Origin of the sequence: Pseudomonas sp. FP2335 (assembly GCF_030687535.1) — a bacterium.
Taxonomy (GTDB): Bacteria; Pseudomonadota; Gammaproteobacteria; order Pseudomonadales; family Pseudomonadaceae; genus Aquipseudomonas.
Window position 1 is genome coordinate 3,414,515 of record NZ_CP117437.1, and the last position, 25,087, is coordinate 3,439,601.

General features: G+C 61.5%; 21 protein-coding genes. 9 read left to right on the forward strand and 12 right to left on the reverse strand.

Annotated elements, in window-relative coordinates; translation table 11 throughout:
• Nucleotides 1-144 precede the first annotated feature (144 nt).
• The 7 genes from PSH81_RS15190 to lexA all read right to left on the reverse strand — a co-directional run bounded on the left by PSH81_RS15190 (nt 145) and on the right by lexA (nt 10,561).
• On the reverse strand, nt 145-369 hold the full coding sequence (locus tag PSH81_RS15190; protein ID WP_226457306.1) for a DUF465 domain-containing protein: 225 nt from the start codon (nt 367-369) through the stop codon (nt 145-147).
• Nucleotides 370-512: 143 nt separating this feature from the next.
• Nucleotides 513-3,020 carry an excinuclease ABC subunit UvrA gene (gene uvrA, locus PSH81_RS15195; protein WP_305390991.1) on the reverse strand — a complete coding sequence of 836 codons (2,508 nt, stop codon included), beginning with the start codon at nt 3,018-3,020 and terminating at the stop codon, nt 513-515.
• A gap of 8 nt (nt 3,021-3,028) precedes the next feature.
• Entirely contained in the window at nt 3,029-4,729 is a 1,701-nt protein-coding gene (locus tag PSH81_RS15200) for an ATP-binding protein (protein WP_305390992.1), read from the reverse strand.
• Nucleotides 4,730-4,838: 109 nt separating this feature from the next.
• A complete protein-coding gene (locus PSH81_RS15205; RefSeq protein ID WP_226457303.1) occupies nt 4,839-7,910 on the reverse strand; it encodes an error-prone DNA polymerase in 3,072 nt (1,023 codons plus the stop codon).
• A complete protein-coding gene (locus PSH81_RS15210; RefSeq protein ID WP_226457302.1) occupies nt 7,907-9,322 on the reverse strand; it encodes a DNA polymerase Y family protein in 1,416 nt (471 codons plus the stop codon). Before PSH81_RS15210 ends, PSH81_RS15205 begins: the two co-directional genes overlap by 4 nt.
• 7 nt (nt 9,323-9,329) lie before the next feature.
• The gene (gene imuA / locus PSH81_RS15215; RefSeq protein ID WP_192300806.1) at nt 9,330-9,944 is read right to left on the reverse strand and encodes a translesion DNA synthesis-associated protein ImuA; all 615 of its coding nucleotides are present in this window, start codon (nt 9,942-9,944) and stop codon (nt 9,330-9,332) included.
• Nucleotides 9,944-10,561, reverse strand: a complete 618-nt coding sequence (gene lexA / locus PSH81_RS15220) for a transcriptional repressor LexA (RefSeq protein ID WP_192300805.1) — start codon at nt 10,559-10,561, stop codon at nt 9,944-9,946. Before lexA ends, imuA begins: the two co-directional genes overlap by 1 nt.
• A gap of 250 nt (nt 10,562-10,811) precedes the next feature.
• On the opposite strand from lexA, the gene PSH81_RS15225 reads away from it, so the two are divergent.
• The 3 genes from PSH81_RS15225 to PSH81_RS15235 all read left to right on the forward strand — a co-directional run bounded on the left by PSH81_RS15225 (nt 10,812) and on the right by PSH81_RS15235 (nt 16,466).
• Nucleotides 10,812-15,635: an RHS repeat-associated core domain-containing protein gene (locus tag PSH81_RS15225; protein ID WP_305392779.1), complete on the forward strand. Its 4,824-nt coding sequence runs from the start codon at nt 10,812-10,814 to the stop codon at nt 15,633-15,635.
• On the forward strand, nt 15,635-16,051 hold the full coding sequence (locus PSH81_RS15230) for a hypothetical protein (protein WP_226457846.1): 417 nt from the start codon (nt 15,635-15,637) through the stop codon (nt 16,049-16,051). Before PSH81_RS15225 ends, PSH81_RS15230 begins: the two co-directional genes overlap by 1 nt.
• Before the next feature lie 319 nt (nt 16,052-16,370).
• Complete coding sequence (locus tag PSH81_RS15235) at nt 16,371-16,466, forward strand: contact-dependent growth inhibition system immunity protein (RefSeq protein ID WP_305390993.1); 96 nt, start codon at nt 16,371-16,373, stop codon at nt 16,464-16,466.
• Nucleotides 16,467-16,783: 317 nt separating this feature from the next.
• Here the strand turns inward: PSH81_RS15235 and PSH81_RS15240 are convergent, their stop codons facing one another.
• Nucleotides 16,784-17,371, reverse strand: coding sequence for an NUDIX domain-containing protein (locus PSH81_RS15240; protein WP_305390994.1), 588 nt, complete (start codon nt 17,369-17,371; stop codon nt 16,784-16,786).
• A 114-nt stretch (nt 17,372-17,485) separates the two neighbouring features.
• Here PSH81_RS15240 and PSH81_RS15245 point away from each other — a divergent pair, with 114 nt between their 5' ends.
• Nucleotides 17,486-18,637, forward strand: coding sequence for a diguanylate cyclase (locus PSH81_RS15245; protein WP_305392780.1), 1,152 nt, complete (start codon nt 17,486-17,488; stop codon nt 18,635-18,637).
• On the opposite strand, the gene PSH81_RS15250 is transcribed toward PSH81_RS15245, so the two are convergent.
• Nucleotides 18,634-19,479: an SDR family NAD(P)-dependent oxidoreductase gene (locus PSH81_RS15250; protein ID WP_226457769.1), complete on the reverse strand. Its 846-nt coding sequence runs from the start codon at nt 19,477-19,479 to the stop codon at nt 18,634-18,636. The two genes, PSH81_RS15245 and PSH81_RS15250, sit on opposite strands and share 4 nt — an antisense overlap.
• Nucleotides 19,480-19,641: 162 nt before the next feature.
• On the opposite strand from PSH81_RS15250, the gene PSH81_RS15255 reads away from it, so the two are divergent.
• Nucleotides 19,642-20,568: an alpha/beta hydrolase gene (locus PSH81_RS15255; protein WP_305390995.1), complete on the forward strand. Its 927-nt coding sequence runs from the start codon at nt 19,642-19,644 to the stop codon at nt 20,566-20,568.
• 177 nt (nt 20,569-20,745) lie between these two features.
• On the opposite strand, the gene PSH81_RS15260 is transcribed toward PSH81_RS15255, so the two are convergent.
• Nucleotides 20,746-21,921 (reverse strand): alpha-hydroxy acid oxidase, encoded by a 1,176-nt coding sequence (locus tag PSH81_RS15260; RefSeq protein ID WP_192300719.1) that lies wholly within the window; start codon nt 21,919-21,921, stop codon nt 20,746-20,748.
• Between the two features lie 121 nt (nt 21,922-22,042).
• On the opposite strand from PSH81_RS15260, the gene PSH81_RS15265 reads away from it, so the two are divergent.
• The gene (locus PSH81_RS15265) at nt 22,043-22,828 is read left to right on the forward strand and encodes a DeoR/GlpR family DNA-binding transcription regulator (RefSeq protein ID WP_226457771.1); all 786 of its coding nucleotides are present in this window, start codon (nt 22,043-22,045) and stop codon (nt 22,826-22,828) included.
• A 51-nt stretch (nt 22,829-22,879) separates the two neighbouring features.
• Here PSH81_RS15265 and PSH81_RS15270 read toward each other — a convergent pair whose 3' ends face one another.
• Nucleotides 22,880-23,086, reverse strand: a complete 207-nt coding sequence (locus PSH81_RS15270) for a PLDc N-terminal domain-containing protein (protein WP_192300721.1) — start codon at nt 23,084-23,086, stop codon at nt 22,880-22,882.
• A 266-nt stretch (nt 23,087-23,352) separates the two neighbouring features.
• Here PSH81_RS15270 and PSH81_RS15275 point away from each other — a divergent pair, with 266 nt between their 5' ends.
• Nucleotides 23,353-23,829 carry a hemerythrin domain-containing protein gene (locus tag PSH81_RS15275; RefSeq protein ID WP_305390996.1) on the forward strand — a complete coding sequence of 159 codons (477 nt, stop codon included), beginning with the start codon at nt 23,353-23,355 and terminating at the stop codon, nt 23,827-23,829.
• Nucleotides 23,830-23,843: 14 nt separating this feature from the next.
• Here PSH81_RS15275 and PSH81_RS15280 read toward each other — a convergent pair whose 3' ends face one another.
• Nucleotides 23,844-24,053 (reverse strand): DUF3079 domain-containing protein, encoded by a 210-nt coding sequence (locus PSH81_RS15280; RefSeq protein ID WP_305392781.1) that lies wholly within the window; start codon nt 24,051-24,053, stop codon nt 23,844-23,846.
• Nucleotides 24,054-24,231: 178 nt separating this feature from the next.
• Here PSH81_RS15280 and PSH81_RS15285 point away from each other — a divergent pair, with 178 nt between their 5' ends.
• Nucleotides 24,232-24,762, forward strand: a complete 531-nt coding sequence (locus PSH81_RS15285) for an iron transporter (RefSeq protein ID WP_226457773.1) — start codon at nt 24,232-24,234, stop codon at nt 24,760-24,762.
• Nucleotides 24,762-25,085 carry a cupredoxin domain-containing protein gene (locus PSH81_RS15290; RefSeq protein ID WP_226457774.1) on the forward strand — a complete coding sequence of 108 codons (324 nt, stop codon included), beginning with the start codon at nt 24,762-24,764 and terminating at the stop codon, nt 25,083-25,085. The genes PSH81_RS15285 and PSH81_RS15290 overlap by 1 nt, the downstream gene beginning before the upstream one ends.
• Nucleotides 25,086-25,087: the final 2 nt, after the last annotated feature.

Here is a 25,087-nt window from a genome sequence, read left to right on the forward strand (position 1 = left end):
CCAGCGTAATCCTTACGCCGTATTCGCCCCCAGAGCCCCAAGAGCCGGGTGGGTGACGGGCATCATAGGCAGCAACAGGGTTGCTGTCCGTAAGATCAATCTGAACAAGTATGTCCGCCCCTTCTGTAGGGCGTGAGGCTTCATTCAGCCCAACTGCTCCACAATCCTATCCTTGACCAACAACCGTTTCTTCTTCAGCTTCTCCACATCCTCATCGCTGGCACTGGCCGCTTCCGCCTTCAGAACCTCTTTGTCGGCATCCTCGTATTGAGTGAGCAGCGCATCCAGACGCTTGTCGCCCGCCCTGCGTTCATGAACGGCTTCCTTGCTCCAACCCAAGTCCTGATACAGGTCGTGTTTCACTGGCATGACGTACCTCCGCATGTTGATCAATGGCTTACGCCCTTGAAGCTAGACCATTGCAAGGGGGGTGTCATGTTTGCGGTCACGACACTGTTCAAAATTCTGGGGCGGACTTTTGGGGGAGCGGGCTTGCTAGCGAAGGCTGACGCTCAGGCCAGCTCCCGGGCCAAGAACGGCGCGGTGCGGCTGGTTTTGCTTCTGGCCACTTGCTGCGGCGTGCCACACGCCACCACATTCCCCCCCAGATCTCCCGCCCCCGGCCCGATGTCGATCACCCAGTCACTTTGCGCCACCACACGCATCTCATGTTCCACCACCACGACGCTGTGCCCCGCGTCCACCAGCTGATTGAGTTGGCTGAGCAGGCGGTCCACGTCCCGCGGATGCAGGCCGGTGGTGGGCTCGTCCAGGACGTACAGGGTCGCGCCCCGGGCATTGCGTTGTAGTTCGGTGGCCAACTTGATGCGTTGCGCCTCGCCGCCGGACAGTTCAGTCGCCGGCTGTCCCAGGCGCAGGTAACCCAGACCGATGTCACGCAAAACCTGCAACGACCGCAGTACCCCCGGTTGCTCGGCAAATACGTCAACGGCCTGTTCCACCGTCAACCCCAGCACCTGGGCGATATTCAGGCCTTGCCATTGGATGGCCAGTGTCTCGGGGTTGTAGCGCGCGCCATGGCAGGTCGGGCACGGTGCGTAGACGCTGGGCATGAACAGCAATTCCACGCTGACAAACCCTTCACCCTCGCAGTTCGAGCAACGGCCCTTGGCGACGTTGAAGGAGAATTGCCCGGCGTCGTAATCACGTTTTTTCGCCGCCGGTGTCGCGGCAAACAGTTTGCGCACCTGATCGAACAAGCCGGTGTAGGTCGCAAGGTTGGAACGCGGGGTGCGGCCAATGGGTTTCTGGTCCACCTGCACCAGGCGACGGATCTGCTCCAGCCCGGCGCTGATGCGCCCACCGCTGGTTTGCGGGGCGGCGTCTTCCAGGCTCTGTTCTTCATCACTTTCCACGCTGCGCCCTAGGCCACTGCCCACCAGATCCAGCAGGGCCTGGCTGACCAGGCTGGACTTGCCCGACCCGGAAATCCCGGTAACCGCAGTAAAGCAGCCCAGCGGGAAGTCCACGCTCAGCGCGCGGAGATTGTTGCGCGTCACGCCTTCCAGTTTCAGCCAGCCGCTGGGCTCGCGACGCACCCGTGGCAAGGCGCTTTTTTCCGCGAACAGGTATTCACGGGTCTGTGACGCTTCAACCTGCGCCAGGCCGGCCGGTGGCCCGCTGTACAGGACTTGCCCGCCATGCTCGCCCGCCGCCGGGCCCACATCGATCAGCCAGTCGGCGCGGCGCATGGTTTCCAGGTCATGCTCGACCACAAACAACGAGTTGCCCGCCGCCTTCAAGCGGGCGAGCGCGGTGAACAATGCCTCGCCATCCGCCGGGTGCAGCCCCGCCGACGGCTCGTCGAGCACATAGATCACGCCAAACAGCTGCGAGCCCAATTGCGTCGCCAGCCGCAAGCGCTGCAACTCGCCGGACGACAACGTCGGCGTGCTGCGCTCCAGGGACAAATAGCCCAAACCCAGCTCGGTCAAGGTGCTGACCCGCTCCAGCAGGTCCTGGGCGATGCGTTGGGCGGCCAGGCGCTTTTCCACCGACAGTTGCATGCTGTCCTGCCCCGCCGCCGCCGGCCGCAACAGCTCGGCCAGCTGGGTCAAGGACAGTTGCGACAACTCGCCAATGTCCACCCCGGCAAACTTTACCGACAGCGCCGCCTTTGTCAGCCGCTTGCCCTCGCATAAGGGGCAGGCGCTGCCCTGCATGAACTGCGACACACGCTTTTTCATCAGCGCGCTTTGGCTGTGGGTGAAGGTGTGCAGCACGTAACGCCGCGCCCCGCTGAAGGTGCCCTGGTAACTCGGCTCCAGCTTGCGCTGCAACGCTTCGCGGGTCTGCTCCGGGGTGAGCCCTGCATACACCGGCACGGTGGGGGTTTCTTCGGTGAACAGGATCCAGTCGCGCTGCTTTTTCGGCAGCTCACGCCACGGGATGTCCACGTCATACCCCAGGGTCACGAGGATGTCGCGCTGGTTCTGGCCTTGCCACGCCAACGGCCAGGACGCCACCGCGCGCTGGCGGATGGTCAGCGACGGATCGGGCACCATCAGCGCCTCGGTCACTTCATACACACGCCCCAGGCCGTGGCATTGCGGGCAGGCGCCTTGGGGCAGGTTCGGCGAAAAATCCTCGGCATACAGCATCGCCTGCCCCGGCGGATAACTGCCGGCGCGGGAGTAGAGCATGCGGATCAGGCTCGACAAGGTGGTGACGCTGCCCACCGACGAGCGCGCGTTTGGCGTACCGCGCTGTTGTTGCAGGGCTACGGCGGGCGGCAGGCCTTCGATGGAGTCCACATCCGGCACGCCGACCTGGTCGATCAGCCGCCGCGCATACGGCGCCACCGATTCGAAGTAGCGGCGCTGCGCCTCGGCATACACCGTGGAAAACGCCAGGGACGACTTACCCGAGCCCGACACCCCGGTGAACACCACCAGGGCATCCCGCGGGATGTCCACGTCGACGTTGCGCAGGTTGTGTTCGCGGGCGCCACGCACCCGCACGAAACCGTGGAATTGAGGGGTGTTGCGCTGTGAAGTCATGGTCAACCTTATCTCGCGGTAAGCACGCTGCGCACCCGTTGCGTCAGGGCTTCGGGGCTGTAGGGCTTGCTCAGCAGGTGAATGTCGGGGCTCAGCAAGTGATTGCTGGAAAGAATGTCGCGAGTGTGGCCGGAGGTGAACAGTACCGCCACGCTGGGTTGTTGTGCACGGGCCCAGGCGGCCAGGTCGGTGCTTTTGACGCGGCCAGGCATGACCACGTCGGTAAAAATCAGGTCTGGCAGCAAACCGCCTTGCAAGGCCTGCATGGCGCGGTCGCCGTCTTCGGCAGTGAGTACGGTGTAGCCCGATTGCTGCAGCAATTCGACCACGGTCAGGCGCACGCCTTCATTGTCCTCCACCACCAGGATGGTTTCCTGCCCGCCGGTGTGGGGCAGTTGATCGATGTGCACGTCCAGGCTTTCCGGCTCCAGGCTGTGGGGGAAATACATCTGCACCACCGAGCCCTTGCCCTCCTCGCTCCACATCTCCACGTGCCCGCCACTCTGGCGCACAAACCCGAACACCATGCTCAGGCCCAGGCCGGTGCCGTGGCCTTCACGCTTGGTGGTGAAGAACGGCTCGAACGCGCGCTTGAGGGTCAGCGCCGACATGCCCACCCCGGTGTCGGTGACCGCCAGGCGCACATACTCCCCAGGTTTGATGCTTTTGCCCGCACAATCGCTGGGGTTGAGGATGATGTTTTCACCTGTGATGCGGATCACACCCTCGCCTTTCATCGCATCGCGGGCATTGATCGCCAGGTTGAGCAGCGCGTTCTCCAACTGGTTGCGATCGACGTTGATAAGCCAGGCGTCCTGGGGCATTTGCACGTCGATATGAATGGTTTCCCCCAGCGCCCGTTGCAGCAACTCACCCAGGCCCGCATAAATGCGTTGCGGGTTGTGCACCGCTGGCGACAGCGGTTGACGCCGGGCAAACGCGAGCAGCTGCGCCGACAGCTTGGCGCCGCGTTCCACCGCCGCAATCGCCGCCGCCACACGGCGCTGCACCTGGGCGTTGTCCGGCTCATGGCGGGCCAGCAGGTGCAGGTTGCCGGCGATCACTTGCAACAGGTTGTTGAAGTCATGGGCCACGCCACCCGTAAGGCCGCCAATGGCTTCCAGCTTCTGCGACTGGCGCAGTTGCTCCTCGGCGGCGGAGCGCGCCTGTACTTCGGCGGCCACGCGCTGTTCGAGGTTGTGGGTGAGTTCCTGGCGCACCCGCTCGGACTGCACCAGTTCGGTGGTCTCCACCACAATCGCCAATACGCCCGCCGGTTGCTGGTTGTCGCCGGCGACCGGGCTGTAATAGAGATCCAGCCACACGGTTTCCGGCAAACCGTTGCGCAGCAGCACCAGGTCCTTGTTGTTGAACGACAAGGTGCCGCCCGCCAGGCAGGTGTCCACCACGTGCCGGTTGAAGTCGGCGACTTCCGGCCAGCCCAGCTCCACCGGCGTGCCTAGCAGGTACGGGTGGCGACCGCCGGCGAACCGCGAATAGCTGTCGTTGTAGATCATGTAACCCAGGCGCCCCCACAGCATCACCATCGGCACGGGGGACGCCAACATCATCTGTACGTTGCAGGCCAGGCTGGTGGACCAGCGGTCGATGGGGCCCAGGTCGGTGGCCGACCAATCGAAGGCACGGATCCGCTGGGCCATTTCACCGGCCCAGCCTTCACAGCCATGGGGGTTGGATAAAAACTGCATCGGTTGGCTCAGTACGCAAAGAAGACATCGGCAAGTTTTGGAGCGCAGCAAACTTAGATGGTTTCAACCTATGTACGTTAGGCGTTAAACAACGCACCTACCACTCGTCTCAGTGAAAATCCCGACTGCGCACGTGAATCCCTTCCAGCAGCGGTGTCAGGTCGGTCAACCGCCCGGCAATCAAGTGCCGCACCTCGCCCACCGCTTCCCAGCGTCCGTCCACTTTCAGCAGCCGCGACCCCACCAGTGCCTGGCGTTGGCGCTCGGCCAGGTCGCGCCAGACCACCACATTGAGGTTGCCAAACTCGTCCTCCAGGGTGACGAAGGTCACCCCGCTCGCCGTGCCTGGACGTTGACGGCCGGTCACCAGACCCGCGACGCTGACATTGCGCCCATGCTCCACCGCCATCAGCTCCCTGGAGCTGCGGCAGCGCCGTCTGCGCAATTCATCACGCAGCAACGCCAGCGGATGCGGGCCAAGGGTAGTGCCGACGGTGGCGTAGTCGGCCTGCAAGTCTTCCCCCACCGTGGGCGCGGGCAGTTCCACCACGTCTTCATCCGGGCTGGGCAAGCCGGCAAACAACCCGAGTTGCTTATGCACCCCGGCCACCGCCCAGCGCGCCGTGTGCCGGTTGCCCGCCAAGGCGCGCAAGGCACCGGCATCCGCCAGCAACGCCTGGGCACGGGCGTCCAGGCCTGCGCGCTCGTCCAGGTCGGCAATATCGTTGAACGGGCGACGTTGACGCGCCGCTTCGATGCGCCGCCCCTCCTCTTCGCGAAACCCCGCGATCATGCGCAAGCCCATGCGAATCGCCGGCTGCGCGCCCTCGATAGGTTCCAGGCTGCAATCCCAGTCACTGGCCTGCACATCCACCGGACGGATCTGCAACCGATGTCGCCGCGCATCCTGCAGGATCTGGTCCGGACTGTAGAACCCCATGGGCCAGCTGTTGATCAGCGCACAGGCAAAGGCCGCCGGCTCATGGCACTTGAGCCAGCAACTGGCATAGGTCAGCAAGGCGAAACTGGCCGCGTGGGACTCCGGAAAGCCATAGCTGCCAAAGCCCTTGATCTGCTCGAATATCTGCGCGGCGAACGCCTCGCTGTAGCCGTTTTTCAGCATGCCGGTGCGCAGCCGTTCCTGGTGCGGCTCCAGGCCGCCGTGGCGTTTCCAGGCGGCCATGGAACGGCGCAACTGATCCGCCTCGCCGGGGCCGTAATCGGCAGCGACCATGGCGATCTGCATGACTTGCTCCTGAAACAGCGGGATGCCCAGGGTCCGCTCCAGCACCGCTTTCAATTGCGGCGAGGGATAGGTGGTCTCTTCCTCCCTGTTCCGCCGCCGCAGGTATGGATGCACCATGCCACCCTGGATCGGCCCCGGCCGCACGATCGCCACCTCGATCACCAGGTCATAAAAAGTCTTGGGCTTGAGCCTGGGCAACATCGACATCTGCGCCCGCGACTCGATCTGGAACACGCCGATGGTGTCGGCCTTGCTGATCATCGCGTAGGTCGCCGGGTCTTCCTTGGGAATGGTCGCCAAGGCCAGGTCGAGGTGACGATGGCGGCGCAGCAGATCGAAGCAGCGGCGGATCGCGCTGAGCATGCCGAGGGCGAGAATATCCACCTTGAGCAGGCCTACCGCGTCGAGGTCGTCCTTGTCCCATTGAATGATGGTGCGCTCGGCCATCGCCGCGTTTTCCACAGGCACCAGGGTGTCCAGCGGGTATTCGGAAATCACAAAACCGCCAGGGTGCTGGGACAGGTGCCGGGGGAAGCCGATCAGTTGCTGGGTCAGTGTGAGTACCCGACGCAGCAGCGGGCTGTCGGGGTCGAAGCCGCCTTCACGCAGGCGCTCAAGTGGCGGCGCAGCGTCGCTCCAGCGTCCGCAGCAGTCAGCCAGGGCGTTGATCTGATCCGGCGGCAAACCCAGGGCCTTGGCCACGTCACGCACCGCGCCGGCGGCATGGTAGCTGCTGACCACCGCCGTCAGCGCCGCGCGGGTACGGCCATAGCGCTGGAACACGTACTGCAGCACTTCTTCGCGGCGCTCGTGTTCGAAGTCCACGTCGATGTCCGGCGGCTCATTGCGCTCTCTGGACAGAAAGCGTTCGAACAGCATATTCATCAGGCTCGGGTTGATCTCGGTGATCCCCAGGGCGAAACACACCGCCGAGTTGGCCGCCGAGCCCCGGCCCTGGCACAGGATCGAACGGCTGCGGGCAAAACGTACGATGTCGTGCACGGTGAGGAAGTAACTTTCGTAGCCCAGCTCGCTGATCAGCTCCAGCTCGTTGTTGATCTGCTGCAAGGTCTTCGCATCCACGCCCTCTGGCCAGCGCCGGGCGATGCCCTCTTCGGTCACGGCGCGCAGCCAGGAGCGGGCGTCATGGCCTGCGGGCACCAATTCGCGCGGGTAGTGGTAGCGCAACTGGCTGAGGTCGAAGGTACAGCGCCGGGCGATGGTTGCGGTTTCGTCGAGCAAGGCTTGCGGGTACAACGCGGCCAGGGCGTCGAGGCTGCGCAGATGCCGTTCGCCATTGGGATGCAGGCGCGTGCCGGCTTCGGCCACCGGCACGTGATGGCGGATCGCGGTCATGGTGTCTTGCAGGGCGCGGCGGCCACGGGCATGCATGTGCACATCGCCACAGGCCACGGCAGGCAGTTGCAGGCTGGCGGCCAGTTGCAGGCGCTGTTCCAGCAGGCGCGCATCGTCCTGGCCGCAATGCAGCTGCACCGCCAGCCACAGGCGTTCGGCGAAGGTGCGGCGCAGCCATTGGATCTCGGCCTGGGTGGTGCGATCTTCGGCGATCCACAGTGCCAGCAGGCCGGGCAGCGGCTGGTCGAAGTCCTCTTGCAGCAGGCGGTAGCGGCCCTTCTCGGCACGCCGGCGGGCCACCGTGATCAAGCGGCACAGCTGCTGGTAACCGCTGAGGTTTTCCACCAACAGCACCAGTTTCGGGCCGTTCTCGATGCGCATCTCGCTGCCGATAATCAGCGGTAACTGCACCGCTTTGGCCGCCTGCCAGGCGCGCACAATGCCCGCCAGGGTGCATTCATCGGTGATCGCCAGGGCGCTGTAGCCTTGGTGTTTGGCGCGTTCGAACAACTCCAGCGCCGTAGACGCGCCGCGCTGGAAACTGAAATTGGACAGACAATGCAGTTCGGCGTAACTCATGCAAACCAGCCTTGCAGCCACAGCCCATCGCGCTGGCCCACGGTGCGGTAGGCCCAGCCTTGTTGACCGGCACGGGTCTGGATCAGGTAGTAGTCGCGGCGGATGTCGGCGCCGTCCCACCAGCCGGATTCGATGCGCTCCGGGCCCATGAGGATCTGGATGCCCGGCTCGGCCAGCAGGGTCGGTTCGCTCAGCAACCAGCCGGGGCGCCGGACGTTGTTCAGGGGTGGGCTGGGGCGACTGTCGGCCGCCGCTTGCCAGGCGCATTCGGGGCGATGGTCGGCGTGAAAGCGCAGGCCCTGCACCGCGTCATCCCCTAGCCGGGCGCGCAGGCGTTCGCGCAGTTGCTCCCACGGCAGGGTCTGTTGCGGGCGGTCGTCGAACAGGTCCTGGCGCTGTGGCACGAACACCGGCAGGTCCTGGGCCACCAGGCGAAAGCCGCGCACCGGGGATGTCACCTGCACTTGCTCCAGGCGGCCGCGCGCCAGTTCGAACAGCATCGCCGGTTCACGTTCGGCACTGAGCAGGCCGACCTTGATCACGCTGTCGGGGGTCTGGGCATGCTCCAGGTGCAGGTCGAAACGCTGCACGCCACTGTCGCGCCCACAGAGGAAGGCGGACAGATCGCCGGTCAAGCGCCGCAACGGGAACAGCAGCGCCTGGTGGGATTGCACGTCGAAATTCAACTCGATGCGCACATCGAACTGATCCGGCGGTTGATAGAACGCCAGGGCCAGCGGGCGCTGCCCGGTCAAGGCATCGAGGTGTTTGAGCAGGCTGGCATCAAACCGCCGCGCCAAGGTGTGCCGGGGCAACGCCTGCACCTGGGCCAGGGTGCGCAGGCCCATGCGCGACAAGGCCGTGGCCGCTTGCGGGTCGAGGCCGGCGCGGTCAATCGGCAGCGGCGCCAAGGCCTGCATCAAGGCGCGGTCATCGGCCACCGCCAGGCCATCGTAGAGATTGGCCAGCACCCGCGCCGCTGCCGGGTTGGGCGCGGCGACGATGCGGTGGCGAAAACCCAACTCGGTCAGTTCCTGGCGCAAGCGCGCTTCGAACTGCGGCCACGGGCCGAACAAGCCCAGGCTCGACTCGATTTCAAACAACAAGGCCCGCGGGTAATACAGGCTGACCTGGGAGCTGAACCGATAGGCCCAGGCTGCCAGGAATTGCTGCCAGCGTTCGATCTCGGCGGGGTCGTATTCGGCGCTGGCAAACGTCTGGACCAGGGCATGGGCGGCGGTCAGGGATTGTCCAGGACGCAGCCCCAACGCTCGGGCCGCATCATTGACGGTTTGCAACACGCGCCGCTGCGGCGTGCCGGCCAACAGGGCCAGGGGTTGGTCCGGCTCGGGGTGCGCACGCTGCACCCCGTCCAGCGCCAATTGCGGAAAGACAATACACACCCAGCGCATGCCAACCTCAGTGCCCGGCCAGGGCAATCGGCGCCGGGTGGGCCAGGCCGCCGCGGCACTTGAGCACCCGCACTTGCGCGGGCTTCGCTTCAACCGCCAGGCGCAACGCGGCGGGCGATGAGTTGATCGCCTCGTTCAAGGAGCGCCAGGCGAACGCCAGGGTCTGCCCGGTTTCCGCCGCCACCTGCAAGCGCCGCAGCGCACGGTCATCGGCCTTGCGCGGCCAGCACAACACCGCGCCGCAACTGCCGGAACGCAAACACTGCTCCACTGCCCACAGCGCGTCGCGCTCCTCGGCCTGGATCACCGAGAGCAAACGCAGATCCACCCCGGCGTTCTGCCAGGCATGGGGATACGGCGTGTAGGGCGGCGCCACCAACACAATGCGCTCGCCGGCCTTTGACAAGCGTGCCAGGGTCGGCAGCACCAACTGCAACTCGCCGACGCCCTCCTTGGCCATGAGGATTTCACTCAACGCCGCCTCCGGCCAACCGCCGCTGGGCAACACCGCGTCCAACCCCGCCAGCCCGGTGGGATGCACGCTGGACGGTGGCGCGGCGGGCCGGCCTTTCCACACGCGGCCGCCATTGAACAGCGTGTCCAGCGCAACGACGGCGCCCATCAGCCTTGCCTCACCAGGCCGCAGAACACCCCTTCGATGGCCAGGTCGCGGTCGGGCCCCACCACGATCGGTTGATACGCGGGGTTGCGCGGCAACAGGCGCACGCTGTCGCCGCTGCGTTCGAAACGCTTGATGGTCACTTCGCCGTCCAGGCGCGCCACCACAATCTGCCCGTTCAAGGCCTCGGCACTGCGGCGTACGCCGACCAGATCGCCGTCAAGGATGCCGTCTTCGATCATCGAGTCGCCCTGCACCCGCAACAGGTAATCCGGGGTTTTGCTGAAGGTGGCTGGGTCCAGTTGCAGACGGCTGTGCACTTCGGCATCGGCGCCGATGGGCAAGCCTGCGGCCACCCGGCCGAGCACCGGCACATCCAGCCACTCCGGGCGCGCCGGTTGGTTGAGCAAGCGAATACCACGCGCCTGGTTCGGGTTGACCTCGATAAAACCGGCCTCGGTCAACGCCAGCACATGCTTGCGCGCCACGCTGCGCGAGGCAAAACCGAAGGCCTCGGCGATCTCGGCGAGGCTGGGGGGCTGGCCTTGTTGCGCGATACGGTCGCGGATAAAGGTCAGGATGGCGGTGCGGCGGGGAGTCAGAGTCGTCATGGAGTACATTTGTACTCCTGTGAGAAATTTCTGACAATAGCCGCCAGTCGAGTGGCATCAGACCTGCCCTGTCGAAACCTCCCACGCAACCGCCGGATTAGCTCTACTCCCCTGCTTTGAGAACCTCTGCAAAGTCCTTCGCCTGATTTTCACCATGCGAGGGATTGCAGATGGATGTTGTTTTGGATGCCCTGATCAAGGGGGCCGTGTCGTGATTTCCGCTACCAGCCAGGCGATTGGCTATCTGGTGCTGGCGGCCATGGATGCCAAATCGCGGGACGTCGACGCGGTTATCAGCGACTTCAACCGCTGCCTTAATACCTATGACGCCTGGACGCAAAGCGCCTTCAGTGTTTCGGCGTTGGAGGTTGAACAGGTATTTAAAGTCGGCAACGAGGTGGCACTCGTCGAACCCGCCAGCCGCTCCAATCTCCCCAGCAGCACCACCGCAACCTGCCCGGCCAATGGCACGTTGACCCTGGTGCACATGTTCCAGACTGCGCGATTCGTGCCCATCGGCAACACGCCGGTGAAGGTGCAGCGGATCGATTCAGATGGCCGCCCGCTAGGTGACCCCCTCCATAAAACCATCGGCCCGAGTGGCATCCTCGAAATCAGCGAATGCGAGCGCAACCAGCGCTACAAGGTCAGCTTCTATCCCAACCTATCCACGGCACATTTCAAGGCGCTGTACGCCTCGTATCAGGCGGTGATCGCGCCGCTGGAAGACTGGCTGCGCAGCGAATGGAAGACCACCTTCAAACCGCTGTGGAAGGACTACTCCGAAGCCAACTTCCTCCAGCGCTACCTATCGCTGCACGAGGCCTATGCACGCGGGTTTGGCGAGGCACTGTATTCACTCTGGGACACCCTCAAGCAACTGTTCCAGTGGCTGGCAGACCCGCTGGCCCACGCCGAACAACTGTTGCATTACCTGACCGACCTCCAGTTCGAACAGCTGCTGAAAGCCGGCACCGACGCCATCGCCAAGGGTTTGCTGGTGTTGAGCGACGAGCCGCTGCTGTTTGTTTATCTGTCGGCGCTGGTCAGTTGGATGCGCCTGCTGCCCCCGCCGTATCTGAACGAGCTGCTGGGAGAGATCAGCGCCGAAGTGCTGATCAATCTGGTGCTGTGCCTTGCGACTGGCGGGATGGGCGTGGTGGTGCGCATGAGCGCGAAGGTGCTGGGCGGTATCAAGTCCCAGCGGGCGCGCAGGTGGTTGGAGCACATGGCTGGGCAATTCGGTAAGTCTCGGCTGGCGGAGCATGTCGAAGCAGCCAAACCGGTGTTGCTGGGCAGTCCCGCGACGCCGATTTCGGGGGTGCCGAGTGCGCAGTTGAAGGCCGGGACCGAGCTGGTTTCCAACCCGGTGACGGCGGTGCGGAGCAAGTCCAGGCAGCAGACGACGTTGGTGCGACAGGAACCTGTCGATGATGTGCCCGCTGCGGGCAAGAACCCCAACGGCGATGCCGCTGCGGCTGCGGATAAAACCGCGACCCATGGCTGCCCGGTGTCGATGGTCACCGGGGAGGAGTTGCTGACCCTCACCGACGGTGTGCTGGACGGGGTGTTGTCGTTCGAATGGACGCGGCTGTATCGCACCAGTGCCGTGGAAATGGACTGCGGGCTGGGGTTTGGCTGGAGTCATGCGCTGGCCCACCGGCTGGTGGTTTCCGGTGATTCGGTGGTGTGGACCGATCATGAAAACCGCTCGACGCTGTTGCCCTTGCCGACGGCCTCTCGGCCCGCGATCACCAATAGCCTGGCCGAAGCGGCCATTTATTTGGGTGATTTGCCTGGTGAATTGGTACTGGCCCAGGCCTCACGTTTCTACCACTTTCAAGACGGCTTGCTGACAGCCACCAGCGATGCGTATGACAACCGGCTGCGCATTTGCCGGGATGTGCTGGGGCGCATCGAGCGGCTGGACAACGGTGTCGGGCGTTCGCTGCTTTTGCGCTACGCCTCGCACCGCATTGTTGCGGTGGACTACCAGATTCAGCGCGCCGAGGGCGCTGGCCCCTACGTTTGGGCGACAGAGTACAGCGTTGTCTCCTACACCTATGACGACATCGGTCGGTTGGTTTCGGCGACCAACGCCGTAGGCGAAAGCGAGGTGTATCGCTACGACGACAACCACGTGATTGTTGAACGTGGCCTGGCCGGTGGGGCGAGTTTCTTCTGGGCGTGGGAACGTTCCGGCAAGGCGGCGCGCTGTGTCCGGCATTGGGCGAGCTTTTCCCAGATGGACACGCGCTATGCCTGGGACGACGACGGCCGCGTCACGCTGTTCAACGCCGATGGCAGCCAGGAGGTTTACGTCCACGACGGGCGTGCACGGCTGGTGCAGCGGGTCGATCCGGAGGGCGCAACTCACTACAAATCCTACGACGACAAAGGACGCCTGACAGTCGAGCAAGACCCGCTCGGCGCGGTGACGGCCTATCAATATGACGACGCCGGACGCCTGGTCGCGGTGTTTCCCGGGGATGATCAACCGACGTCCTACGAGCATGACAACGGCTTCGTACGGGTAGTCCGGCGTGGCGAAGCGGTATGGAAATACGAGCGTAACGATCAGGGCGATGTCACCCGCCGGACTGATCCTGACGGCCATGTCACGGACTACAGCTACAACCAACATGGGCAACTGACGGGGGTTTGGTATCCCGATAACAGTTGCCATCGGCTGGTGTGGAACGAGCGTGGGCAGCGGGTTGAGGAACAGTTGCCGAATGGCGGCATCAAGCGCTATCGCTATGACGACGTAGGCCGCCTGGTCTCCCGCGAGGATGAACATGGCGCGCTGACCGGGTATCAGTGGGACAGCGTGGGTCGGATGATTCGCGTGGTACTGCCGGACGGCGCCACCCGCGAATACAGCTACAACGCCTACGGAAAAGTCACCGCCGAGTGCGATGAACTGGGGCACGTCACCCGCTATGAATATGCGGATGGCCTGCACCTGATCAGCCGGCGGATCAACGCCGATGGCAGCCAGGTCAAGTACCGCTACGACAACACCCGGTTGCTGCTGACCGAGATCGAAAACGAAGCCGGTGAAACCTATGGGTTGCAGTACTACCCCAACGGCCTGATCCAGCAGGAAATCGGCTTTGACGGCCAGCGCACGACGTATGCCTACGACCTCAACGGCAACCTGCAAGAAAAGACCGAACACGGCGATGACGGCAGCCAGCTAATCACCCGCTACGAGCGCGACTTCGCCGGGCGCCTCGTACGAAAAACCCTGCCCGACGGCAGTGTTGTGGATTACGCCTACGACACCCAAGGCAACCTGCTTAGCGTCGACGACGGGCATTGGGCACTGGCCTACGAGTACGACGCACAAAACCGACTCACTGCCGAACACCAAGGCTGGGGCACCTTGCGCTATGCCTACGATGCCTGCGGCCACTTGCACCACCTGCGCCTGCCGGACAACAACCGGGTGGTGTTCAACCGTGCCAAAGGGGGACACCTTTCAACCGTCGATTTGAATGGGCAAACGCTCACCTCACACCTGTTCAAATCCGGCCAGGAACGTCAACGCCAGCAAGGCCAACTGCTAAGTCACTACCACTACGACGACCAGCAGCGGCTGCATGCCCACACCGTCACCCAACAGCAGAACCACCTCTACCGGCGGCAGTATGACTACGACAAATCCGGCAACCTGAACCGCGTCCTCGACACCCGCAAAGGCGAACACCACTACAGCTACGACCCACTCAATCGCCTCACCCGCGCCGACCATTCCCAGGACCACCAGGAACGTTTCGTACACGACCCGGCCGGCAACCTGCTCATGCAAAACCGCACCGGCCCGGACGTAGTGGCGGGCAATCGGTTGATGATCCAGGGGGACCGGCACTACGACTATGACGCGTTTGGCAACCTGATCCGTGAGCGTCGCGGCAAGGGGCAGCAGCTTGTCACCGAGTATCGCTACGACTGTCAGCATCGGCTGGTTGCCGCCACTCAACCCAACGGCCAAACATCCCACTACCGCTACGACCCGTTTGGCCGACGCATCAGCAAAACCGTTGAAGGCGTGACGACGGAGTTCTTCTGGCAAGGCGACAAACTGATCGCCGAACACCACGCGGAACGGCATCGCAGCTACCTCTACGAACCGGACAGCTTCCGCCCGCTGGCCCTGCTGGAAGGCTTCGGTCCCAACGACACCAAACCCTACCACTACCAACTGGACCACCTCGGCACACCTCAGGAACTGACAAACCCCGACGGCGAAATCGTCTGGTCTGCGCACTACCGCGCCTACGGCGAAATCACCCGTCTCGACGTCGGAACAATCGATAACCCGCTGCGTTTCCAGGGCCAATATTTTGACCCGGAAAGCGGGCTGCACTACAACCGGCATCGCTACTACAATCCGGATATTGGGCGTTATCTGACGCCGGACCCGGTGAAGCTGGCGGGTGGGATCAATGGGTATCGGTATGTACCCAATCCTACGGGGTGGGTGGATCCGTTAGGGTTGAGTAACTGTCCGGGCACGGGAGGTTGTGAATCTACCGTAGGCCATAACGACCCTGAAAGAAAGGCAAGCGCTGACGACAGAAGCCCTTCGCTTCCACAGCCGACACGGGCTGAAAGACAGATTCGAATCACTGAACTAGCAGAAGAAAATGCAAAAAAACGAGTCGAATCTATTCAAAATCAATATGACATGCACACTATCGACAGGCACAGCCCCGAAATTACTGACACTGCATTGAAACAGAGGGCAATCGACGGAACAGATCCAGGCACAGGATTACGTAGGCCGCATGACAGAGGGAATGTAAGCTCTCAATTTCACAGTTGGCGACTGCAACTGAGCGCCTTGAACAAAGCCTTAACTCGCGAGCCACTTGGGTTAGATCCGTTTAATGGGAAAGACCACAACAACAATCCCATACTCAAACTGGAGTTGCCAGGAGCAGGCCGAGGCTACAGACCCAATAGAAAAACCCCACAGGCTCCGCACCTCAATGAAAACCTAAATTGGTTCGAGGTGAAGTTTGATATAGACGATAACACCAGGCCATTCACTGCTTTTCCTGCCGAGAAAAAATAATGTTGAGAGATCCATTTTTAAACGAACCGTTTGACCCCAACCTGAAATGGTTCATTGGAGTATTTGATGTTTACGACCGCGAGCAGAGCCTTGGTAAGGTGTTAGAGAAATACAACCCGAATAAAAAAGTGGACAGAGAGGTACTCATAAAAAACTACGCGCTAAACTTGAACCACCTTACTTACAGGCATAGATACGTTTTGCTAAAAGCACTGGAAAGCAATCTGAGCGATGAAAGTTACGATTTTCAGAGTCTGTTTGAGATCAGTGAAGAAGATGCTTCTTCATGGCCGAGAGCTGAATGGTATGAACTGGAAAGTCCTAGGGATTTCTTGCTGGATATTTATGTGCTCGCTCAAATCTTGTGGAAAGACGACCTCCAAAAAGCCAGCCAAGAAGACCCATCAACCTGGTAACACCGCCAAACCTGTAGTGAGCGAGCTTGCTCGCGCCGGGCCGCGCAGCGCCCCCCCCCAGGCAACGCGTTTATTCAACCCGGTCCGGACTGTCCTTGTTGGGGCTGCTTCGCAGCCCAGCGCGAGCAAGCTCGCTCACTACCATTACCCGTTAGCCGGTCCCGAGTGGGTGTTCCTCAATGAGATATTTAGAAACAGAAACTGATGCAGCCTTAGAAACTTATCCATTGAGAAAAAAAGCTCAACATCAGTGAGTTGAAGGTGCTGACTTCCGCCCTTTGCTAAGTTTTCTACTACTGACCGGATACCCAATAGTTCAATGAATAAGCCACTGACAGAACTCCAGCAATTTCTGGGGGCGTACTTCAACCAAGACTGGGCAGAGGAACACTCCTCGGCCGACGAAGTCGGTTAACGCATTCCTGCACGACTCACCTAGGGAAACAATCATTACCGTAAAAGGAGAAATTTTAGAGCTGATAAATTCACATGCAAATGAATTAGACCTTCAAAAAAACCTGCTGCATGAGCAGTACTGCTACTACCACTATGCATCTCAGTGGAAGTCAGGGAGGTTATGGCTTGAGCACATAATCGAAATCTTCAACAAATATTTAGAACACAAAAATATTCGTCAAGAATAAAGTAGGAATTCCTTCCTCGAGAACAAACTAACTCCCACCGATTGAACTACTTAAACAAAACAATCCGTGGGAGCCAAAACTCACCGCTTCACCACCCCTCCTTCAACATCCGCAACTCTAAACACTGCAACAACATAATCGTCTTCCCATCCACAATCTCCCCACTCTGCACCATCCCCAGCGCCTGCTCAAACCCCAACTCCAGCACCTCAATATCCTCGCCCTCCTCCTCCAATCCACCGCCTGCCCCCACTTGATCGGCCGGTTGATACTCACCGAAAAAGAAGTGAATCCGCTCCGTCACCGACCCCGGGCTCATGAACGCCGCATAGATCTTCTCCACATGGCCGACGCGATAGCCCGTCTCTTCCTCCGCCTCCAGGCGAATACGCTCTTCCGGGCTGGCGTTGTCCAGTAATCCGGCGGCGGCTTCGATCAGGTAGCCGTGGTAATCATTGACGAAGGTGGGCATGCGGAACTGGCGGGTCAGCAGCACCGTGCGTTGCTCGCGGTTGTACAGCAGGATGGTCGCGCCATTGCCGCGGTCGTAGACCTCGCGGTTCTGGGTTTGCCAGCTGCCGTCGCGGCGGCGCAGGTCGAAGGTGTATTTTTTAAGCAGGTACCAGTTTTTCGAAAGGGTCTCTTCGGCGGTGATGCGAACGGGGCTGTTGTCCATGGTCAGGCCTTTGCTCAAAGGAACGCGAGCATGTCGCGATGGCGAGGCCAGCGTCAAGCCGGTTGCATGCAGATACAATCGCGCTCCTTAGGGATTTTCTCCGGGTTCAAGCAAATGATGCTGCACATTCCGACGCTATTGATGGTGGCCGTGTTCGTGTTTTGCCTGATGGGCCTGCTCACCGTGCATGCCTGGAGCCGTGGCCGCGAACCGACCCTGGGTTATCTGGGGAGCATGCTGTTGCTGGCGGCACTGGGCACCGGGTTGGTTGTGGTGCGCGGCGCGGGCATGGACTTTGTCGCGTTGATCATCGGCAATGTAGTGTTACTGCTCAGCGCGGCGATGAACTGGACGGCCATGCGTGCGTTTGTGCAGCGCAAGCCCAATGTGCCGGGGATCTTCGCCGGTTGTGGCCTGTGGATGCTGATGTGTCTGGTGCCGCAGTTCTATGGCTCGTTGTCGGCGCGGGTCACGCTGTATTCGCTGCTGGCCGCCAGTTACGGCGTGTTGTCGGCACTGGAGTTATGGCGCAAGCGCGACACCCTGGAAGTGGCCTACGCACCGGCATTGGTGCTGACCCTGTGGCACACCGGGTTCTATGTCATCCGCGCCTTCGCCGACACCGGCCTGTCGATCAAAAGCGGCCAGACCTCGGGCGGTGAAGGCGTACCGTTTTTCTCGTTCATGTTGTTCGAGTCCATGCTGTACGCCATTGGCATTGCCTACGTCACGCTGGCGATGGTCAAGGAGCGTGCCGAACTGCGCTTCAAGGCGGCGGCCTTCAGTGACGCATTGACCGGCATCGGCAATCGCCGCGCGTTTATGCTCAAGGGGGAACAACTGCTGGAGGACAGCGACAGGCGCCAGCAAAGCGTGGCGCTGTTACTGTGTGATCTGGACCACTTCAAGCGCTTGAACGACAGCTTCGGCCACCCCATGGGCGACCGGGCGCTGATCGCCTTCGCCCAGGTGTCTCAGGCCATGTTGCGCAAGAGCGACGTGTTCGCGCGTATCGGCGGTGAAGAGTTCGCCTGCCTGCTGGCCGACACTGATGAAGCTATCGCGTTCGACGTCGCTGAGCGCATCCGTCAGGCCTTTGCGCAGTTGGACCTGCTGGCACCGGGGTTCCTCAGCGTGAGCATCGGTATTGCCACCACTGACAAAGCCGGTCATACGCTCTCGCACCTGCTGTCCCAGGCCGACCAGGCGCTGTACCGGGCCAAGGCCCAGGGCCGCAACCGGGTTCAGTTGGTGGCAAGCGTCTAAGCCTGTTTGATACGCGGCCAGGCCGCGGCAACTTCTTCAGCGCTGCCCGCCTTGATCCGGGCCAGGTTGCGCGGGTAGTCCACTCCGGGGTTTTCCGTAAAACGCGTGGCGGTGAACTGGCCGTTACTGGCGCGCAGGATGTAGCCGGTGTCTGCACACTGCGTGGAGGCGAGGAATAACACCCCTGGTGTCACCCACTCCGGCTTGAGTTCGTCCGGTTCTTCAGTCACCCCCCACATGCGCGTCTTGGCCACCGGCGAGATCGCATTGACTTTGACGCCCCCCTCCAGGCCCTCATGACTCAACGCGTTCATGATCCCCAGTTGTGCCATCTTGCCGGCGCTGTAGGCCACCAGGCCGGTTTGCTCATACTGCGCGTACATCGCGCGGTCGGAGGTGGTGAGGATGATGCGTGGCGCGGGGGAACGCAGCAGATGCGGCCAGGCGTGCTTGCACAACCACAGCGGGGCATAGAGGTTGATGTCCATGGCACGTTGCAGGAACGCGGCGTCGAGGTCGGCGATGTTCTGGTAACCCACCCAGCCGGCGTTGTGAATCAGGATGTCGAGTTGGCCGAAGGCCTCGAGGGTGTACGCAACCAACTGCCGGCAACCCTCGTTCGTGGACAGGTCACCGCCATGGCCGATAACGGCAAGGCCTTGCGCCTGCAAGGCTTGCGCCGCAGCCTGGACAACCGTCGCATCACTGCCTTCGCCCGCGCTGTCGGCACCGATGTCGCTGATCACCACCCGTGCACCGCCCAGGGCTAGCGCCCGCGCGTAATTGAGTCCCAACCCGCGTGCGCCGCCGGTGACAATGGCGGTTTTGCCTGTGAAATCCATGTGTGTGCTCTCCTGTTCGGCGGCCCACCCTAACAATCTCTGCACGTTTTGTTCAATGCGGTAACACTTTGCAAGAAATACCCGTGCGCGGCGGTCGAATTAATTCCTGCCTACCCAGGCCATCTGTTAAAACCCCTGCTTCACCTTCGCCCTGGAACCTTCATGTCGTCACGTTTTCTGTCGCGCCCACGCCTGCGTCGTTTCTCCCTGTTGTGCATGGCGTTGCTGATCATCGGCCTGCCGGTGGGTTGCAGCGTGCTGCAACACAAAGAGCGCGAGCTGGTGTTTCGCATCGAACCGGGCACCGCCGGTTGGTACACCGGCTTGCCCAAGGCGGTGCAGGAATTCGAGCTCAAGCCCGCCAGCTTCAAGTCGGGACAGAACATCCACGCCTGGTGGTACCCGGCAGCCAAAAAGGACGCACCCGCCATCCTTTACCTGCACGGCGTGCGCTGGAACCTCACCGGGCAGCTGTTTCGCATCGAGCAATTGCACGCGCTGGGCTATTCGGTGCTGGCCATCGACTATCGCGGTTTCGGCCAGAGCCACGGCGAGCTGCCGTCGGAAACCACGGTGTACGAAGATGCGCGCATCGCCTGGGAACGTTTCCAGACCCTGCAACCTGACCCGAGCAAACGCCTGATCTACGGGCACTCCCTCGGTGGCGCGGTGGCGATCGACCTGGCGGCGGAGTTGGGCAAGCAGCTGCCGTTGCCGGTACGGGGACTGGTGATCGAGTCCACGTTCACTTCGTTGGCAGATGTGGCCACGGCGGTGGCGAACACGTCGTTGCCGGTGCGCTGGTTGCTGTCGCAGAAATTCGATTCCATCGACAAGATTGCCGACATCCGCATGCCGCTGCTGGTGGTGCATGGCCTCGATGATCGCTACGTGCCGCCGCGTTTCAGCGAGCAGTTATTCAAGGCCGCCCAGGAACCCAAGCGCTTGATGCTGGTGCCCGGCGCCAGCCATAACAACAGCATGAGCCTGGCCGGTCGCAGTTACGGCCAGGCGTTGGACAAATTGATGCAAGCGAAGATGCCACCCCAGGTGGTGACACACTCCACAGGCCGCAACGGCGACTCATAAAACGGCTTTTCGGCACTGGGTTCGCGCTTGCGTGTCAAGCGCCAACCCTGGCCATACTGGCCCGCGCCGACAGTTGATCAAATATTAACCTTTGGTTAAATCGCCATACCCGCCGGGGTCTTGCAAAGTTATCCACAGAGATACCCACGGTTTTCGTGGACAACTCTTTTTACTTTTTTACGATTTTTTTGCTGAGCAAAGGCTTTCGGGAAATGTACCCGGCAGCAAAATCTCGCGATTCACATCGCGTATATCGTTATAGCCACACAGCGCCATCGATACGTCCAGTTCACGGGCGATGATCTCAAGCGCCTTGGTCACGCCCGCCTCGCCCAACGCCCCCAAACCGTACAAATGCGGGCGACCGATCATGGTGCCTTTTGCGCCCAGCGCCATCGCCTTGAGCACGTCCTGGCCGGAACGGATACCGCCATCGAGCCACACTTCGATGCGCTCACCCACCGCGTCGACAATCGCCGGCAATTGGCTGATGCTCGACGGCGCGCCATCCAGCTGGCGGCCACCGTGATTGCTCACCACCAGCGCGTCCGCACCGGCGTTGGCCGCCAGCCGCGCGTCTTCCACATCAAGGATGCCCTTGATGATCAGCTTGCCGCCCCAGCACTTCTTGATCCACTCCACATCGTCCCAGCTCAGGCGCGGATCGAATTGCTGGGCGGTCCACGACGACAACGAGCTCATGTCCGCCACGCCTTTGACATGCCCGACGATATTGCCGAAGCCCCGGCGTTTTGTGCCGAGCATGCCCATCACCCAACGCGGCTTGGTGGCCATGTTGAGGATATTCGCCAGGGTCAGCTTGGGCGGCGCCGACAGGCCGTTGATCAAATCCTTGTGGCGCTGCCCGAGGATCTGCAGGTCGAGGGTCAACACCAGGGCGTCCACTCCGGCAGCCTTGGCGCGTTCGATCAATTGCTCGATAAAACTGCGGTCACGCATCACGTACAACTGGAACCAGAACGGCTGGCCGACGTGTTCGGCGATGTCTTCCAGGGAGCAGATGCTCATGGTCGACAACGTATAGCGCAGGCCAAACGCAGCGGCCGCACGGGCCGTGAGGATCTCGCCATCGGCATGTTGCATGCCCGCCAGGCCGGTCGGCGCCAAGGCGACGGGCATTGCCATGTCCTGGCCAATCATGGTCGCGCGGATCGAACGTTCATCGATGTTGCGCGCCACCCGTTGGCGGAATTTGATGTGGGCAAAATCGCTTTCGTTGGCGCGATAAGTACTTTCAGTCCAGGAGCCGGAATCGGCGTAATCGTAGAACATCCTTGGGACCCGTTTTTGCGCCAGCTTGCGTAAATCTTCGATGGTGGTGATCAACGACATCTGAGTGACCTCTCCCTGAACTGAGCACAGAGAGTAACCGCCCATCGGCTATGCAACCAGCCATTGCGTTTGCAACGGCGGGCGACTAATCTCGCACAAACCCGCAAAAAAGCGCACAAACATGCACAACACCCATGAAGCCATCGACCTGCCTTCCCTGCGCAAACAGAAGATCCTGTTACTGCTGGAGCGCGACGGCAAGGTCACCGCGTCGGAATTGGTAGAGCACTTTGCCGTGTCCCAGGACACCATCCGCCGCGACCTCGGCGAACTCGCCGCCGCTGGCTTGCTGCAACGGGTGCACGGCGGCGCACTGCCCCGGCCCAAGGACACCGGCAAGGACTTTTTCACCCGCGTCGGCGAGACCAATCAGGCCAAGCGCCGGCTCGCGCAACTGGCCGCAGAACAGGTGGAAGACGGCCAGATCGTGCTGTTCGACTCTGGTTCCACCACATTGCAGATTGCGCAGTCACTGCCACGCTCGATCCGCCTGACCGTCGTGACCCCGTCGCCGATGATCGCCATCGCGCTGGCGGACCATCCGCAGGTCAACGTGATCCTCGCGGGTGGCCAGCTCAACCCGGCGACCTTGTCCACCAGCGGCCAGGAAGCCGTGCGCCTGATTCAGAGCGTCAAGGCTGACGTGCTCTTTACCGGCATCTGCGCCTTGCACCCGCAGGTCGGGATCAGCTCGCTGCATTTCGATGAAGTGGCGGTCAAACAGGCCCTGCTCGATAGCGCCTCCCATGTGGTGGCGGTGACCATGGCCGACAAGCTCGGCGCGGTGGAGCCCTTTGTGGTGGCGCCGTGCAGCCGTATTCACACACTGATCACCGAGTGGCATGTGCCGAGTGTGGAGGCGTATGAACAGTTGGGGTTGCAAGTGCTGCGAGTGGAAGTCGAATAGCACAACGAAAACAGGCGCCGCAATGGCGCCTGTTTTCTATACGGTCCTGGTTCAATTTTTACCCTGTTGTGGCATCTCGCGTTTCGGCCCGAACATCGCCCAGGCGATCAGCCCAAACAGCGGCACAAAAATCAGAATCACCAACCATAATCCTTTTGACTCCCAGCCCCCTGTGCTGCGCAAAACGATATTGATTGCCCACAATTCCAACAGCAGCAGAATCACTGCCAAACCGATCCAGATGTATTGAATTTCCATGCTTCACCTCCTAGGTCGTGTGCGTTAGGTCAAGCAACGGCCGCCAGGGTTCATAAAACTTTGCACAAAAAACCGGGGGTTGTGGAATGCAACGTGCCACGCGGCCAACCATGCAACCTGCACGACAGCCTGGCTTTCACATGACCCGTATCCATTTGAATTAACTAACTATTTTAAAAACGCTCAGGTTGGTACGACTGATGCACTCCAGTAGGGGACGAGGCGTGCATTTCGACACGCCCTGATTCTCCTGTGAGGTATCACCCATGAATGCCATTGATCTGCTCAAAGCCGACCACGAACGCGTAAAGGCCCTGTTGACTCAATTGAGTGAGTCCACTGAACGCGGGGTAAAAAAACGCACTGAACTGTTGGCCAAGCTGGAGGCGGAAATCAGTTTGCATACCAAACTTGAGGAAGAAATCCTCTACCCCGCTTTCAGGAAAGCCGGTGGCAAGGAACAGGACATCATGTATCACGAGGCCAAGGAAGAGCACCGCACCGTCGACTCCCTGGTATTGCCCGACCTTAAACAGACCGAACCTTCAACCACAGAATTCGCCGGACGCGTCAAAGTGGTCAAGGAGCTGTTGGAGCACCACATCGAGGAAGAAGAAACCGAGATGTTCCCGCAGGCGAAAAAGCTGCTGGGCAAGGCGCGCCTTGAAGAGTTGGGCGCCGAAATGGAAGCGATGAAAGCGGCACACAAGAAATTGCAGTCCAGCAAGCCAATGGCGGCTTAACCACGCAAACCTGCTCAGGCAACTGACGGCTCATCGGTGACTGGCGGCTCGGGCACAACGCCCCAGTCGCCATGTTCATACCAGTCATCACCCAGCATCTCCGCCGGGTGCATCGTACGATCGGCCCCGTTGCCGCAGGCCAGGTCGGTCGCGGCGCAGTAGCGGTCACAGCCCCAGCAGATACGCTCGGGGTGCTTGGGGTGCAGCGGGAAAGGCTTGGCCATGATCGGGTTCCCTGGCGGCTGGCTGTCCCTGCAACGTACCCGGATCGCACTCACCTGGCCTTGACCGGCATCAAGCCCGGCAATCATGAAATATCCTCGAAACTTGACAAGAATCATTATTATTCACGCCAGACCTTCCTAGACTCGGGCTCCCTCTCCCACCCGTCAGGAAGCCTCCATGCGTACCTCTTCTTTGCTGCCCATCGTCCTGCTGCTGAGCACCTCGGCGGCACTCGCCAAGGAATACCCCATCGGCGAACCGCAACACTGCCCGGGGCTGGAAATCGGCGCGGTGTACCTGCAACCGATCGAGATGGCACCCGCCGGCATGATGCGCGCCACGGCCGATTCCGATGTGCACCTGGAAGCGGATGTGCGCGCCACCGCGGACAATGCCCAAGGCTTTCAGGAAGGCAGTTTCGTGCCCTACCTGAACCTGTCGTTCACCCTGAAAAAACACGGCAGCGAAACGCCCATCAACGGCGACTTCCACGCCATGGTCGCCAACGACGGGCCGCACTACGGTGACAACGTCAAGCTGCAAGGCCCCGGTAAATACACCCTCACCTTCACTGTACTGCCGCCGTCCGGCCACCACTCCCTGGGTCTGCATACCGACAAGGAAACCGGGGTCGCCCCGTGGTTCGAACGCTGCGAAGTGCATTACGAATTCGTCTATGCCGGCATCGGCAAAAAAGGCGGCTATTGATGCGCCGTGCCCTGTGGCTGGGCGGCGTTCTGCTGAATGGCACGGCGTTGGCGGCGCCGTTGCCGGTGTATGAACTGAGCCTGCAGGACGGTCACTTCAACCCGCCACAACTGGCCGTCAAGGCTGGCGAGCGCTTCAAGATCGTGCTCAAGAATATCGGCCAGGGCCCGGCGGAATTTGAAAGCACGCCATTGCGGGTGGAGAAGGTGTTGTCGCCCGGCGTGATCACCTTCGTGGTGATCCACCCGCTCCAGCCCGGTGTGTATCCGTTCTTCGACGAGTTCAATCCCCATCTGCCCGAAGGCAGCATCCGCGCCGACTAGGA